We start from the raw sequence: 14335 nt of genomic DNA, 5'->3' as shown, positions 1-14335 counted from the left end.
ACAAGGGCGGGAGCAAACCCCGTCATGTTCGCACGACTTCAGTGGGCCAGCGCGCGGGCGTCCTCAGCGTGCCAGGGCAATGCCTGATCGGCGGTGAGCAGCGCGACCTGCTCGGTGGCGCGATAGCCCGCCAGATGGCTCAGCCCTTCGCGAAACGCCGGCTGACCAATGCGCTCGATCAGCTCGCGCACCCACGAGGCAAGCGCGTCATTGCGGCGCACCGCCAGGTAGTACGTTTCACGCGTAAGCGGCACGAAATGCAGGCCATGGGCCTCAGCCCCGGGGCGCAGGCCGAAACCGACATCCGCCCGCCCTTCCTGCACGGCCACGGCGATCTTGTCGCTGGAGAACTCCTGCTCGTCATAACCGTTGATCTGATCCGGGTACAGCCCTGCAGCCACCAGCAACTGATCGAACAGCAGGCGCGTACCCGAACTGCGCTGGCGGTTGACGAACCGTGCCTGCGTGCGCGCCAGGTCCTGCAGCGACTGCACGCGCCCCGCCCATTCCGGCGACATCATCAACCCCTGCTCCCGATCGGCCAGGGCGATCAGGCGCACGGCGGTCGGACGCAGCCACTTGCGCAATGTTTGGTGAGCGATCGAACCGGCGCCCTGTTGCGGCGCCACATAGAAGCCGGCCACCTCGCACTGTTTCTCCTGCAGGCAGATCAGCCCCTCAACGGCGCTGCAGAACACGGTATCGAGGTGCGAGCCATGACTTGCATGCGCAAATGTCTCGGCCAGCACTTCCACCGCAGGATCATGGCTGCCCGAAAAGCGAATGCGCGTTTGAGACTGCGAGGCGTCTTCCAGCTCCGCCATGAACTGGCCCATGGCCTGGCGCACGGCCGGATCAAGCTGCTCGCGCAGGCGCATTTCGGCACGTAGCATGCGCTCGCCGAACAGCGTGAGCGATGCACCGCGGCCACGCTCCATATCCAGCAGCGCCCGCCCGAGCATCTCTTCCCACGAGCGCATCACGCCCCATGCGTGCCGGTACGACAACCCCACCTGCTTGGCTGCCCGGTGCAGCGACCCCGTTTCGCGCACCGCCCGCAGCAATTGAAAGACCTTGCCGTTGGCGCGCGGATTGTCATCCGGCCCCACCACCGGGAAAACCTCGAACTGGAACGTCATTATGTTTGTGATTTCCTATTTACTTGGCTCGTGCTCCCGGAGAACAATTCCCGTCATCTCCCAGGGGCGGGCGCATCGTGGCTGCCGACCGCCTCAATGTTGCCGACATCATGCAACATCCAACATAAAGCGTCCACGTCTCTTATATCCTGCTCACGACATGCCCGGATTGCTCCAAACCCTTCGGTTGTCTGCCATCGCCTGCCTAGTTCTGACTTTTGCCAGTGCTACATATGCAGGCGATCTCCGCATGGCCACCACGACCAGTACAGAAAATTCCGGTTTGCTCAAGGTGCTGCTGCCCAAGTTCGAAGCCGCCACCGGCATCCATGTGCAAGTGATTGCCGTTGGCACTGGCAAGGCCGTCAAGCTAGGGGAGTCGGGTGATGTGGACGTGGTGCTCGTGCACGCCCGGCAACTCGAAGATGCGTTCGTCGCCTCGGGTGGCGGCATCGACCGCCGTGACGTGATGTACAACGACTTCATCCTCGTCGGCCCGACGGCGGACCCGGCAGGCATCCGTGGTCAGAAGAACGTCATCCAAAGCATGGAGACCATCGCCACTGCCGGTGAGAAATCGGGTGCCAAGTTCATTTCGCGCGGCGATAACTCCGGCACCGACGTGATGGAAAAAGCTTACTGGAAGACCGCCAACGTCGACCCGAAGGGCAAGCCCTGGTACGTGAGCGCGGGCCTGGGGATGGGCGAAGTGCTGAACATGGCCGCCCAGATGAACGCGTACACGTTATCCGACCGCGCCACCTACGGCGCCTATCGCGCCAAGACGGGCCTGGACATCGTACTGGCAGGCGACCCGCGCATGTTCAACCCGTACGGCATCATCGCCGTGAACCCGAAGAAGTATCCAAGCACGAACTACACGGACGCGACCAAGCTGATCGAGTGGATCACCTCCCCCGCCGGCCAGCAGGCGATTGCCGATTTCAAGGTGAACGGGGAGCAGGTGTTCTTCCCGAACTACGGGAAAACGGTCGCAAGCGGGAAGTAATCCCGCTGCTTGCTGAGAAGATGTCGGATCGGCAGCTCAGGCTGCCGTTTCCAATTGCGGATGCTGCGGCAACTCTGCGGCCACTTCGCCGATCATCCGGCGCAGCCACATCACATCGGGCGCAGCGTGGCTGCGCTCGTGCCAGAGCTGGTAGAAGCGCATCTTCGGGAACGCCATGGGCGTCGGCAGGATGCGGATCGGCAGATACTGCGCACAATGCGCCGCAAACTGGCGGCCAGTCGTGAAGACCAGATCCGTACGCATCAGCACATACGGCACCAGCCCGAAATATGGCAGCGACACCTGGATCTGGCGCTTGAGCCCTTGCTCCGCAAGTGCCTGATCAATCATGCTGCGCTGCATGACGGCGTACGGTGCGGGTGCCAGGTGCGGCATCTCCACGTAATGCTTGAGCGAGATCCCCTTGCGCGCCAGCGGGTGCTGGGCGCCCAGCATGCAGACGACTTCATCGTCGAACAGCGGCGAAATGTGCAGATGCTCGGGCGGCGACAGCCAGTTGCCGATCACCAGGTCCATGCCGCCCTGCTCCAGCGCGGCCAGATAATCGACGCCGGCATTGAGCGGATGCACCACCAGCTTGGCCTGCGGCGCTTGCTTGCGCAGGCGCTCAACAATGTTGGGCAGGAAAAATGCATCCAGATAATCCGGCGCGCCCAGGTGGAAGGTGCGCGTGGTGCTACCGGGGTCGAACTCCTGTGACGGGCGGGCGATGCGCTCCATCGCCTCCAGACTCTGCTGGGCCAGGGTCAGCAACTCATGGCCGCGCTCGGTCGGCACCATGCCGTTCTTGCCGCGCACGAGGATGGCGTCGCCGGTGATCTCGCGCAGGCGCTTGAGCGTGTTGCTGATGGCCGGCTGCGACTGGCCGAGCTTGACCGCCGTACGCGTCACGCTCTGCTCGGTGAGCAGCGTGTAGAGAACGCGCAGGAGGTAGGTGTCGAGGTGATCTTTGCCGTGCATCTGGATGCCGAGCACGGGCGACGCCGTGCGGTCTAAAAACGTGCTGAGGGGACGCTGTCAGTGTATGTCACTTGCACGTCGCGCCGCCAGACCGCTACCGGCGGGTATACCCCGGATTTTGGCTTTCCGATGCGGGTTATCACATGGGCCAAATATTGCATTCCTGGCCCGGTGCTATGGTTCCACTACACACACAAACAGGCGTAAAACCCCATGGAGACTCAGCCCATCCGTTTCTTCCACCGCGGCCAGGTGCGCACCGTTACGGACGCGCCGATCACCCGGACGGTGCTTCAATACCTGCGTGAAGACGCGCACTGTACAGGCACCAAGGAAGGGTGCGCCGAAGGCGATTGCGGTGCATGTACCGTCGTGCTCGGCGAACTGCAGGCGGACGGCAGCGTTGGCCTGAAGGCGGTCAACGCGTGTATCCAGTTTCTGCCCACGCTGGACGGCAAGGCGCTGTTCACCGTGGAAGACGTGCGCGGCAAGGATGGCACGCTGCACCCGGCGCAGGAAGCCATGGTGGAGTGCCACGGCTCGCAGTGCGGCTTCTGCACGCCGGGCTTCGTGATGTCGCTCTACGCGCTGTATGAGAACACCGGCAGCGAGGCGCCGATCCCCTCGCGCCAGGCCATCTGCGATTCGCTCACCGGCAACCTGTGCCGCTGCACCGGCTACCGTCCCATCATCGATGCAGGCGAACGCATGTTCGAGTTGCCCTCGCCGGCTGGCATTGATCGCACGCAACTGGCAGAAACGCTGCGCAAGCTGCAGCGCCCGGACACCTTCAGCTACGCACCGGTCGGTACCGAAAAGGCGCCGCGCTTCTACGCACCGCGCACGGCATCCGCATTTGCCGCCATCAAGGCTGCGCACCCGAACATCCGCATCCTGGCCGGCAGCACCGACGTCGGGCTGTGGGTCACCAAGCAGTTCCGCGACCTGGGCGACATCCTGTACATCGGCCAAGTGGCGGACCTGTATGCCCTGGAAAAGCGCGACGGCTGGATCGAAATCGGCGCCGCCGTCTCGTTGGAGCAAGCCTACGAATTCCTCGCCGAGGACTACCCCGAGCTGACCGAGCTGTGGAAGCGCTTCGCCTCGCTGCCGATCCGCAATGCCGGCACGCTGGGCGGCAACATCGCCAACGGTTCGCCGATTGGTGACTCGGCCCCGGCACTCATCGCCATCGGCACGCGCGTCGTGTTGCAACGTGGCGAAGTGCGCCGCGAACTGCCGCTCGAAGACCTCTATCTCGCTTACCAGAAGAACGCGATGGAAGAAGGCGAATTCGTGGCCGGCCTGCGTATTCCGGTGCGTGAGGGCCGCGACGCCATGCGCTTCCGCACGTACAAGCTGTCCAAGCGCTTTGACGAAGACATTTCGGCCGTGTGCGCCGCACTTGCCATCGAACTGGACGGTGACATTGTGCGCAGTGCGCGCATCGCTTACGGCGGCATGGCCGCCACGTCCAAGCGGGCCACCGAAACCGAAGCCGCCATCACCGGCCAGCCGTGGAACGAAGCGACCGTGCGTGCTGCCATGGCAGCCATGTCGCGCGACTACACCCCGCTGTCCGACATGCGCGCCACCGACAACTACCGCCGCATCTCGGCCGCCAACACGGTGTACCGCTTCTGGCTGGAAACCCGCACCGACGCGCCGCTCACGCCCGAACAGATCAATGTGCGCGCGGTCGAATTGAATACCCTCACGGCAGCCTGAGAACATGAACAAGCAAACCGAAGCCTTCCTGCTGGCGGAAGCCGATATTGCAGCGGCCATGCCTGACCAGCGCGGTGCCGTGGTTGGCATCTCACGCCCGCACGAGTCTGCACATCTGCATGTGGCGGGCACTGCCACGTACACCGACGACATCCCCGAGCTGGCCGGCACGCTGCATGCCGCGCTGGGCATGAGCACACAAGCGCATGCGCGCATCGTCAATCTGGGCCTGGACCGCGTGAAGGCAGCACCGGGCGTGGTGGCCGTGTTCACGTCTGCGGATATTCCGGGCACCAATGATTGCGGCCCGATCATCCACGACGATCCGATCCTGGCGACCGACACGGTGCACTTCATCGGCCAGCCGATGTTCATCGTGGTGGCCACGTCGCACGACGCGGCACGCCGCGCCGCACGTTTGGGTGACGTCGAATACGAAGTGCTGCCCCCGCTACTGACGCCTGAAGACGCACGCGCCGCCGGCAAGTCCGTGCTGCCGCCGATGCATCTGAAGCGTGGCGAACCGGCCGAGCGCATTGCCGCTGCACCGCATTCGGAAGCCGGTCAGATGTCGCTGGGCGGCCAGGAGCAGTTCTATCTGGAAAGCCAGATCTCGTACGCGGTGCCGAAGGAAGACAACGGCATGCACGTGTGGTGCTCGACACAGCACCCGACCGAGATGCAGCACATGGTGTCGCACATGCTGGGCTGGCACGCCAACCAAGTGCTGGTGGAATGCCGCCGCATGGGCGGTGGCTTCGGCGGCAAGGAATCGCAATCGGGCCTGTTTGCTTGCTGCGCTTCGCTGGCGGCATGGAAGCTCGCCTGCCCGGTCAAGCTGCGTCCGGACCGCGACGACGACATGATGATCACCGGCAAGCGTCACGACTTCCGCTTCGGTTACGAAGCTGGTTACGACGATAACGGCCGCATCCTGGGCGTGAAGTGCGACATGACCTCGCGCGCCGGTTTCTCGGCCGACCTGTCCGGCCCGGTGATGACGCGCGCCATCTGCCACTTCGACAACGCCTATTGGCTGCCCGAAGTGGAGATCGACGGCTTCTGCGCCCGCACCAACACGCAGTCGAACACCGCATTCCGCGGCTTCGGCGGCCCGCAGGGCGCGTTTGCCATCGAGTACATCATGGACAACATCGCGCGCTCAGTCGGCAAGGACGCGCTCGATGTGCGCCGCGCCAACCTGTACGGCAAGGACAAGAACAACATCACGCCGTACGGCCAGACCGTGGAAGACAACGTCATCCACGAACTGCTCAACGAACTGGAAGCAACGTCCGACTACCGCGCCCGCCGCGAGGCCATCCGCGCGTTCAACGCGACGAGCCCGGTGCTCAAGCGTGGCCTGGCGCTGACGCCCGTGAAGTTCGGCATCTCGTTCAACGTGAAGCACTTCAACCAGGCCGGCGCACTTGTGCACGTGTACAACGATGGCTCGATCCTCGTGAACCACGGCGGCACCGAAATGGGCCAGGGCCTGAACACGAAGGTCGCGCAGGTTGTCGCGCACGAACTGGGCGTGTCGTTCACGCGCATTCGTGTGACCGCGACCGATACCAGCAAGGTGGCCAACACGTCCGCCACCGCAGCCTCGACCGGCAGCGACCTGAACGGCAAGGCCGCGCAGGACGCCGCACGCCAGATCCGCGCCCGCCTGATCGCGTTTGCCGCAGAACACTACGAAGTGCCCGCCGAAACCGTGACCATCGTGGGCGATCATCTGGAAATCGGCGCGCGCCAAGTGCCGTTCGACGAGCTGATCAGCAAGGCCTACGTGGCGCGCGTGCAGCTGTGGTCCGACGGCTTCTACGCCACGCCCAAGCTCCACTGGGATCAGTCCAAGCTCAAGGGCCGTCCGTTTTACTACTACGCGTACGGTGCCGCGGTGTCGGAAGTGGTGGTCGACACGCTCACCGGCGAATGGCGCCTGCTGCGCGCCGACGTGCTGCACGACGCCGGCCGCTCGATCAACCCGGCCATCGACATCGGCCAGGTGGAAGGCGCGTTCATCCAGGGCATGGGTTGGCTGACCACGGAAGAACTCTGGTGGAACAAGAACGGCAAGCTGATGACGCACGCGCCGTCCACCTACAAGATCCCGACGGTCAACGACTGCCCGACGGACTTCCGCGTGCACCTGTTCAACAACGCCAACGTGGAAGACAGCATCCACCGCTCCAAGGCGCTGGGTGAGCCGCCGCTGCTGTTGCCGTTCTCGGTGTTCTTTGCCATCCGCGATGCGGTGGCCGCCGTGGGCGATGGCCGCACCAGCCCGCCGCTGAACGCACCGGCCACCAGCGAGGAAATCCTCAAGGCCGTGGACGCCATCCGCAGCGCCCCGCTATCCGCCTGACCTGAAGTACGGAGACCGTCATGGACCACACGCAATTGCGCCCGTTCCGCTTCGCCGACGTGCTTGCCACTGTGCAAGCGGGGCAGCCGTGCGTGCTGGTCACGGTGACGGACGTACAGGGCTCCGCCCCGCGCGAGCCTGGCACGCTGATGCTCGTGTGCGGCGATGGCTTCTTCGGCACCATCGGTGGTGGTCATCTGGAATGGCGCGCGATGGAAATCGCCCAGGCGATGATGGACGCGCCCGAAGCCAGCGGCGACGCACGCCGCCAGTTCGTGCGCATTCCGCTCGGGCCTGCGCTGGGCCAGTGCTGCGGCGGCGTGGTGCGCCTGTCGCTGGAACGACTCGACGCTCGCGATGCAGAATGGATCGCCCTGGCCGACGACGCCATGCGCCAACGCCGCAGCCTGCGCCGCGTTGTCTCCGCAGATGCGGCCGTGAACGTTGAAGCAACCATCGGCGATGCGGCTGCAGCCGGCGTGCAGTTCGACGCCAGTGGCTTCACCCAAACCGTACTGCCGCCCGACATGTCGATCGTGCTGTGCGGCGCCGGCCATGTCGGCCACGCCATCGTGCGCGCACTCGCTCACCTGCCCTGCCGCGTGACATGGGTGGACGAGCGCGATGCGATGTTCCCGTTCCCCACCGAGGTGCCGCCGAACGTCACCATCGAATCCACCGATACGCCGGAAGCCGTGATCGACCACGCGCCCGCCGGCAGCTACTTCCTGGTCATGACGCACAACCATGCGTTAGACCTTGCACTGTGCGAACGCATCATGCGGCGCACGGACTTTGCGTACTTCGGCCTGATCGGTTCCAAAACCAAGCGCGCGCGCTTCGAGCACCGCATGGTGGAGCACGGTGTGGACCCGGCACGTCTGCCGGAAATGGTGTGCCCGATTGGTGTGGCGGGCATCGTGGACAAGGCGCCGGATATCATTGCGGTATCCGTCGTCGCCCAACTCCTGCAAGTGCGTGAGCTCCAGCAGCACGCGCTCACCACGGCCAGTGGCGGGGCGACGGTTCCTTACCGCGTCCCCACACCTGTCTGATCATGCCGATCTCCGCCGCTCTTGCAGAACGCATCGCCACCAGCCCGAAAGCCGAACTGCACATCCACATCGAAGGCTCGCTCGAACCCGAACTGATGTTCGCGCTGGCCGAGCGCAACGGCGTCAAGCTGCCGTATGCCTCCGTTGAGGAAGTGCGCGCGGCTTACGCCTTCGACGATCTGCAATCGTTTCTCGACCTGTACTACGCCGGCGCCAGCGTGCTGCTCACCGAGCAGGATTTCTACGACATGACTGCCGCGTATGTAGCGCGCGCGCTGGCGGATAACGTCCACCACGCCGAGATCTTCTTCGACCCGCAGACGCACACCGCGCGCAACGTGCCAATGCACGTGGTCATCAACGGCATCGTCCGCGCGCTCGATGATGCCGAACGCGAGCATGGGTTCTCCAGCCTGCTGATCCTCTGCTTCCTGCGCCATCTGAGCGAGGAAGACGCCTTCGCCACGCTCGAAGCCGCCCTGCCCTACATCCAGGACCCGGCCAACCGCATCATCGGCGTGGGGTTGGATTCGTCCGAGCGCGGCAACCCGCCGGAGAAATTCGCGCGCGTGTTCGCCCGCTGCAAGGAACTGGGCTTGCGCCTGGTCGCCCACGCCGGTGAAGAGGGCCCTGCGCAATACGTGATCGACGCGCTCGACATCCTCAAGGTGGAGCGCGTTGACCACGGCGTGCGCGCCATCGACGATGCCGCGCTCGTCAAGCGCCTGGCTGCCGAGCGCATCGCGCTGACGGTGTGCCCGCTGTCGAACGAAAAGCTGAAGGTCTACCCCGACTTGCGCGATCACTCGCTCAAGCAACTGCTGGATGCCGGCTGCGCAGTGACCCTGCATTCCGATGATCCGGCCTACTTTGGCGGCTACATGAACACCAACTGGCTCGCCACCTTCCACGCCCTCGACCTGTCTGCCGCCGATGCCCACACGCTCGCGCGCAACAGCTTCGAGGCGTCCTTCCTGCCCGAGCAGGACAAAACGATGTGGCTTGCCAAGGTCGACGACCACTGGAAGCACACACACTGAAAGTCGCTAACACAGCCTGCCTGGCTAGGCGCGTCGACGCAGACAGTACTGAAGTACCGAGTGCTGGCAACTTCGGGCGGCGCAACGACGCCAGGCAGGTTGTGTTAGCGACGTAAAAACCCACGAGACGACGATGACCACCATGCCTCCGACTTCCAACAACGTTCACGCCTACCGCGGCCGCGTGCTGCATTTCCTGCACGATCCGCAGTATCGCGAGCGCGATGCCTATGAGTATTGGGAGGACGGCCTGCTCGTGGTCATGGGCGGCAAGGTCGTGCAGGCTGGTGACTACGTCGCGCTGCGCGAAAACCTGCCCGCCGGCACGCAACTGCACGACTACAGCGGCAAGCTGATCGTCCCTGGCTTCATCGACACGCACATCCACTTCCCGCAGACGGACATGATCGCCTCGCCGTCGCCGGGCCTGCTGCACTGGCTGGAGACGTACACCTTCCCGGAAGAGCGCCGTTTCGAAAGCGAGCAATACGCCGCCGGCGTCGCCTCGTTCTTCCTTGACGAACTGCTGCGCAACGGCACGACCAGCGCGATGGTGTGGAGCACCGTACATCGCGGCTCGGCCGAGACGCTGTTCACGCAAGCGCAGCAACGCGGCATGCGCCTCATTACCGGCAAGGTGATGATGGATCGCAACTGCCCCGAGTACCTGCGCGACACGGCGGAATCCGGCGCACGCGACACGGCCGACCTGATCTCGCGCTGGCACGGCAAGGACCGCCTGGGCTACGCCATCACCCCACGCTTTGCACCCACCTCGAGCGAAGCGCAACTGCAAGCCTGCGCAGAACTCGCCAAGCAATACAAGGACGTCTTCATCCAGACGCACGTCGCCGAAAACCCCGACGAAGTGAAATGGGTGGCCGACCTGTTCCCCAACGCGCGCAGCTACCTGGACGTGTATGACAAGTACGGCCTGCTGCGCAAGGGCGCCTTCTACGGCCACGCCATCTGGCTGGACGACGGCGACCGTCAGCGCATGGCCGAATCCGGCGCGGCTGTGGCGCACTGCCCCACGTCCAACCTGTTCCTGGGCAGCGGCCTGTACAACTTCCACAAGAACGACGCGCACCGGCTGGCGCTCACGCTAGCCACCGACGTGGGCGGCGGCAGCTCGTTCTCGATGCTGCGCACGATGGGCACGGCGCACAAGGTCGCCCGCATGGGCGGCTATCACCTGACCGCACTGCGCATGTTCTATCTGGCCACGCGCGGTGCTGCTGAGGCACTCGGCTGGGAAGACCGCATCGGCAGCTTCGTGCCGGGCGCGGAAGCCGACTTCATCGTGCTGGACCCGGCCGCCACGCCGCTGCTGGCGCGCCGCAACGCGCGCTCGGAAACGCTGGAAGAGCTGCTGTTCTCGCTGGCGCTACTGGGCGAAGACCGCGCGGTATCCGCCACCTATATCCAGGGCGAACCCGCCAAGTTTGCGGTTGGCGCCAACGCCTGATCCTCTTATAATCCCCGCTTCCATTGGGGAGTAGTCGCCCGAGGTTGAGACCTCGGGGGCCACGTCAACAGACTTGACCACCGCTGCAACGGCAGGTGGTTATGGCGTGGTCAGCAGCCACTCAGGGTGCCCAGTATCGAAAGATGCGTGACACCTTGGTGACGCGCCTGGCGAGACCGATGACACACCTCTGCGGATAGGGCCGGCAGCGGTGCGTCATTGGTTCGCACACGGCCCGGACACCACAAGAACATGGAAGCCTTTCTCGTCTCCACCGGTATCGTCGCCCTCGCGGAAATCGGCGACAAGACCCAACTGCTGTCGATCCTGCTGGCCGCGCGTTTTCGCAAGCCAGTGCCGATCATCATCGGCATCTTCGTCTCCACCTTGGTCAACCACGCACTCGCCGGTGCCGTTGGCGGTTGGATCACACATGTGCTCGGTGAGAACGTGTTGCGCTGGATTCTCGGCGCCGCCTTTATCGCCATGGCCGGTTGGATGCTGATTCCCGACAAACTCGATGACGAAGAAGCCCCCAAGGACACGCGCGGCCTGGGCATCATCGGCACCACCATCGTCGCGTTCTTCTTTGCCGAGATGGGAGACAAGACGCAGATCGCCACCGTGGCGCTGGCGGCGCGCTTCCATGACATCGCGTGGGTAGTCGCCGGTACGACCTTCGGCATGATGCTGGCCAACGTGCCCGCGGTGCTGATGGGCAACAAGTTCGCGTCGCGCATGCCCATCAAGCTGGTGCATCGGATTGCTGCGCTGATTTTCCTAGTGTTGGGTGTGCTGGCGCTGCTGGGCGTGGGCAAGTAAATCGGTAGCGACTGCGGTGCGGGCCGTCGATCTTTCAACGATCGATCGGCGGCATCGCGCCATGCCCGCGAATCCACGCCCAATTGGCGAGCTCGGCCATTTCTTGATCGCCACGACTGTCGCCATAGGCAAACAATTTCAGTGGTGGACGATCCGCCCACCACTGCCGCAACCGCACAACCTTCTGCGGCCCCCAACAGTTCTCACCATCGAGCTGACCGGTAAAACGATGCTGCTCGAATGCCAACTCAGTCGCCAGCACGGCGTCGAAGCCGGCGGTGACCGCCCATTTCTTCAGATAGAGCGACGGCGATGCACTGACCAACACCAGTGCATGACCCCGCATCCGGTGTTCTTGGATACGTAGCAACATCTCCGGCCGCACGAGGTGTGCAAGATGCCTGTCGACAAAGCGCTGCGCCCATTGATCGAGCACGGATTCCTCGATGGGCCCCAGCGCAAACCATGCAAACTTGGCCTTGGCCGCACCGCGTGAGATCAGCCCGATCTTCATCGCGCCGATCCAGGGCAATGCGCGCAGCCCAGCCCACAAAAAGCGCCGAGCACCAACCGCCCGCCAGACGAAATGGCGAAAACTGTCGGCGGTCGTGATGGTGCCGTCGAAATCAAAGGCGGCGATGATGCGGTCGGTCATAGGCGAGAGCCGAACGAAAATGAATGGCCCGGAAGATAGCAGACGTGCGGGCAGCGTGACGACCACCCGCAATCGGTGTGCGACCGGCAAAAAAAACGGGGCCGTAGCCCCGTTCAACCCTCACCGGTCATGTCACCCGCTAGGGAACGAATGACATGCTCCGATAAACCTCTCTGTTGTCGATCCGGCGTGCGCCTCAGTTGGTCTTGGCGCCGCCTTCAAACCACTTGGCGATGATCGCGCGCTCGTCGTCGGTGATGTTCGTGACGTTACCCAGCGGCATCAGCTTCTGCTGCACGGCCTGCTGATACACAAGCTGCGCATGCTTGACCAGTTCGTCCGGCGTATCGAGCAACACGCCCTTGGCCGGCGAAGGCATCAGGGTAGGATGAGCCGAGTGACATTGGTAGCACCGCGCGGTAAGGACTGCCTGTACTTTGGCGAAGTCGGAGCCGCCAGCGGCTGCCGGAGTGGCCGCCGCCGCGGTACCTGCGGCTGCCGCAGCCGGAGCGCTTTCTGCCACAGGAGCCGCCGGACGCGATACCGGAGCCAGCCACACCGCCACACCCAGCAGCACAGCCACGCCTGCTGCCGGATACGCCCAGTTCACCACGCCCTTGTGCTTCAGGATGAAGAACTGACGGATCAGCACGCCAGCCACCATGATCAGGATCAGCACAGCCCAGTTGTACTTGAAGGCGTACGTCATGCTGTAGTGGTTCGACAGCATCGCGAACAGCACCGGCAGCGTGAAGTAGGTGTTGTGCACGCTGCGCTGCTTGCCGCGCTTGCCGTGGATCGGGTCCGGCTTTTCGCCAGCCTTGAGCGAGGCCACCACCTTGCGTTGCCCCGGGATGATCCAGAAGAACACGTTGGCGCTCATGATGGTCGCGATCATCGCGCCGATCAGCAGGAATGCCGCACGGCCCGAGAACAGGTGGCATGCCGCAAACGCAGCCAGCGCCACATAGATCGCCACCAGAATGCCCACCACGCGGTCGTTCTTGCCGAACACGCGGCAGATGGTGTCATACACCAGCCAGCCGACCACCAGGAAGCCGAGCGCCAGCAGCACCGCCGTCGTCGCCGTCATGTCGAACACGCTGCGATCGATCATGTAGACGTTGGCATTGAACAGGTACACCACCGTCAGCAGCGCGAAGCCCGACATCCAGGTGGAGTACGACTCCCAGTAGAACCAGTGCAGATGATCCGGCAGTTGCTTCGGCGCCAGCAGGTACTTTTGCGGGTTGTAGAACCCGCCGCCGTGCACGGCCCACAGTTCACCGTCGACGCCCTTGTCTTTCAGGTCCGACGCTTCCGGTTTGGTCAGGCTGTTATCGAGCCAGACGAAGTAGAACGACGAACCGATCCACGCGATCGCGACGATCACGTGCAGCCAACGCAAGAGCAAGTTGGCCCAGTCGAGGATATAGCCTTCCATGATTCGCTCCCCTCCGCCCTTAGCTGCCGCGATAGGTCGAATACGACCACGGCGAGACGAGCAGCGGCACGTGGTAGTGCGCGCTGGTATCGGCCACGCCAAAGCGCAGCGTTACCACGTCGAGGAACGCGGGCTCGGGGAGTTTGACGCCGGCTGCGCGGTAGTACTCGCCCACGCCGAAGTCCAGTTCATAGACGCCAGCTTGGAGCGCGTCGCCTTCCAGCAGCGGCGCATCGCAACGGCCATCGTGATTGGTGCGAACCGATTTCACCGGTTGGCGTTGATTGTCGACAATCTTGAACAGAGCGATCGCCAGGTTTTGACCCGGCGTGCCTGCAGCGGTGTCGAGCACATGGGTAGTCAAGCGTCCCATTTGTCTTCCTCTGTAGTTCGAATTTTCAGAAGCGCCGCTGCCTCCACTTGCACCTCGCGCCGAACCCTTTTTTCCCATGTGGGATAAGGGCTGGCACCGGGGCCCGCTCGGTACGTGCTGTGCACGCATCCCGGCGCGCGTCCAGCCGGTTTACGCCTGCCCTCCATCTGGGGAGGAGCATGCCAAACCGGCAAAGCCGTCGCTCGTCCTGGGTTCCGACTCCTTGTCTCCGCCGTGTCCCTAGACCGGT

At 63.9% G+C, this 14335-nt stretch carries 12 protein-coding genes and 1 riboswitch; of the genes, 7 read left to right on the top strand and 5 right to left on the bottom strand.

Going from position 1 to position 14335, the window contains the following annotated elements:
• Positions 1 to 38 precede the first annotated feature (38 nt).
• Complete coding sequence (locus ACS13N_RS03720; protein ID WP_438930410.1) at positions 39 to 1139, bottom strand: substrate-binding domain-containing protein; 1101 nt, start codon at positions 1137 to 1139, stop codon at positions 39 to 41.
• A gap of 160 nt (positions 1140 to 1299) precedes the next feature.
• Between ACS13N_RS03720 and ACS13N_RS03715 the strand changes: the two genes are divergently transcribed.
• The gene (locus tag ACS13N_RS03715) at positions 1300 to 2148 is read left to right on the top strand and encodes a substrate-binding domain-containing protein (protein ID WP_438930409.1); all 849 of its coding nucleotides are present in this window, start codon (positions 1300 to 1302) and stop codon (positions 2146 to 2148) included.
• 36 nt (positions 2149 to 2184) lie between these two features.
• Here the strand turns inward: ACS13N_RS03715 and ACS13N_RS03710 are convergent, their stop codons facing one another.
• Positions 2185 to 3129, bottom strand: a complete 945-nt coding sequence (locus ACS13N_RS03710; RefSeq protein ID WP_438930609.1) for a LysR substrate-binding domain-containing protein — start codon at positions 3127 to 3129, stop codon at positions 2185 to 2187.
• A 213-nt stretch (positions 3130 to 3342) separates the two neighbouring features.
• Between ACS13N_RS03710 and xdhA the strand changes: the two genes are divergently transcribed.
• The 6 genes from xdhA (at position 3343) to ACS13N_RS03680 (ending at position 11613) form a co-directional block, all read left to right on the top strand.
• The gene (gene xdhA / locus ACS13N_RS03705; RefSeq protein ID WP_438930408.1) at positions 3343 to 4857 is read left to right on the top strand and encodes a xanthine dehydrogenase small subunit; all 1515 of its coding nucleotides are present in this window, start codon (positions 3343 to 3345) and stop codon (positions 4855 to 4857) included.
• Between the two features lie 4 nt (positions 4858 to 4861).
• Positions 4862 to 7228: a xanthine dehydrogenase molybdopterin binding subunit gene (xdhB, locus tag ACS13N_RS03700; protein WP_438930407.1), complete on the top strand. Its 2367-nt coding sequence runs from the start codon at positions 4862 to 4864 to the stop codon at positions 7226 to 7228.
• Between the two features lie 20 nt (positions 7229 to 7248).
• Positions 7249 to 8283 (top strand): xanthine dehydrogenase accessory protein XdhC, encoded by a 1035-nt coding sequence (xdhC, locus tag ACS13N_RS03695; protein ID WP_438930406.1) that lies wholly within the window; start codon positions 7249 to 7251, stop codon positions 8281 to 8283.
• Between the two features lie 2 nt (positions 8284 to 8285).
• Complete coding sequence (locus ACS13N_RS03690) at positions 8286 to 9323, top strand: adenosine deaminase (RefSeq protein WP_438930405.1); 1038 nt, start codon at positions 8286 to 8288, stop codon at positions 9321 to 9323.
• Positions 9324 to 9456: 133 nt separating this feature from the next.
• Positions 9457 to 10791, top strand: a complete 1335-nt coding sequence (gene guaD, locus ACS13N_RS03685; RefSeq protein ID WP_438930404.1) for a guanine deaminase — start codon at positions 9457 to 9459, stop codon at positions 10789 to 10791.
• A gap of 13 nt (positions 10792 to 10804) precedes the next feature.
• Positions 10805 to 10923: riboswitch (yybP-ykoY riboswitch) on the top strand.
• A gap of 120 nt (positions 10924 to 11043) precedes the next feature.
• Positions 11044 to 11613: a TMEM165/GDT1 family protein gene (locus ACS13N_RS03680; RefSeq protein ID WP_438930403.1), complete on the top strand. Its 570-nt coding sequence runs from the start codon at positions 11044 to 11046 to the stop codon at positions 11611 to 11613.
• 34 nt (positions 11614 to 11647) lie between these two features.
• On the opposite strand, the gene ACS13N_RS03675 is transcribed toward ACS13N_RS03680, so the two are convergent.
• The 3 genes from ACS13N_RS03675 to uraH all read right to left on the bottom strand — a co-directional run bounded on the left by ACS13N_RS03675 (position 11648) and on the right by uraH (position 14085).
• The gene (locus tag ACS13N_RS03675) at positions 11648 to 12268 is read right to left on the bottom strand and encodes an HAD-IB family hydrolase (RefSeq protein ID WP_438930402.1); all 621 of its coding nucleotides are present in this window, start codon (positions 12266 to 12268) and stop codon (positions 11648 to 11650) included.
• 196 nt (positions 12269 to 12464) lie between these two features.
• Positions 12465 to 13712, bottom strand: a complete 1248-nt coding sequence (locus ACS13N_RS03670) for a urate hydroxylase PuuD (RefSeq protein ID WP_438930401.1) — start codon at positions 13710 to 13712, stop codon at positions 12465 to 12467.
• A 19-nt stretch (positions 13713 to 13731) separates the two neighbouring features.
• Complete coding sequence (gene uraH, locus ACS13N_RS03665; protein ID WP_438930400.1) at positions 13732 to 14085, bottom strand: hydroxyisourate hydrolase; 354 nt, start codon at positions 14083 to 14085, stop codon at positions 13732 to 13734.
• Between the last annotated feature and the right edge of the window lie 250 nt (positions 14086 to 14335).

The organism is Ralstonia sp. 24A2, from assembly GCF_051783885.1.
Classification (GTDB): Bacteria; Pseudomonadota; Gammaproteobacteria; order Burkholderiales; family Burkholderiaceae; genus Ralstonia.
The sequence above is the reverse complement of the archived record's forward strand: the minus strand, read 5'-3'. Positions and strand labels throughout refer to the sequence as shown.

Coding starts and splice junctions, on each gene's coding strand:
- xdhB (WP_438930407.1), top strand. CDS start 4,862: ATGAACAAGCAAACCGAAGCCTTCCTGCTGGCGGAAGCCGATATTGCA.
- ACS13N_RS03670 (WP_438930401.1), bottom strand. CDS start 13,712: ATGGAAGGCTATATCCTCGACTGGGCCAACTTGCTCTTGCGTTGGCTG.
- ACS13N_RS03675 (WP_438930402.1), bottom strand. CDS start 12,268: ATGACCGACCGCATCATCGCCGCCTTTGATTTCGACGGCACCATCACG.
- ACS13N_RS03715 (WP_438930409.1), top strand. CDS start 1,300: ATGCCCGGATTGCTCCAAACCCTTCGGTTGTCTGCCATCGCCTGCCTA.
- ACS13N_RS03710 (WP_438930609.1), bottom strand. CDS start 3,129: ATGCACGGCAAAGATCACCTCGACACCTACCTCCTGCGCGTTCTCTAC.
- ACS13N_RS03690 (WP_438930405.1), top strand. CDS start 8,286: ATGCCGATCTCCGCCGCTCTTGCAGAACGCATCGCCACCAGCCCGAAA.
- xdhC (WP_438930406.1), top strand. CDS start 7,249: ATGGACCACACGCAATTGCGCCCGTTCCGCTTCGCCGACGTGCTTGCC.
- ACS13N_RS03680 (WP_438930403.1), top strand. CDS start 11,044: ATGGAAGCCTTTCTCGTCTCCACCGGTATCGTCGCCCTCGCGGAAATC.
- xdhA (WP_438930408.1), top strand. CDS start 3,343: ATGGAGACTCAGCCCATCCGTTTCTTCCACCGCGGCCAGGTGCGCACC.
- guaD (WP_438930404.1), top strand. CDS start 9,457: ATGACCACCATGCCTCCGACTTCCAACAACGTTCACGCCTACCGCGGC.
- uraH (WP_438930400.1), bottom strand. CDS start 14,085: ATGGGACGCTTGACTACCCATGTGCTCGACACCGCTGCAGGCACGCCG.
- ACS13N_RS03720 (WP_438930410.1), bottom strand. CDS start 1,139: ATGACGTTCCAGTTCGAGGTTTTCCCGGTGGTGGGGCCGGATGACAAT.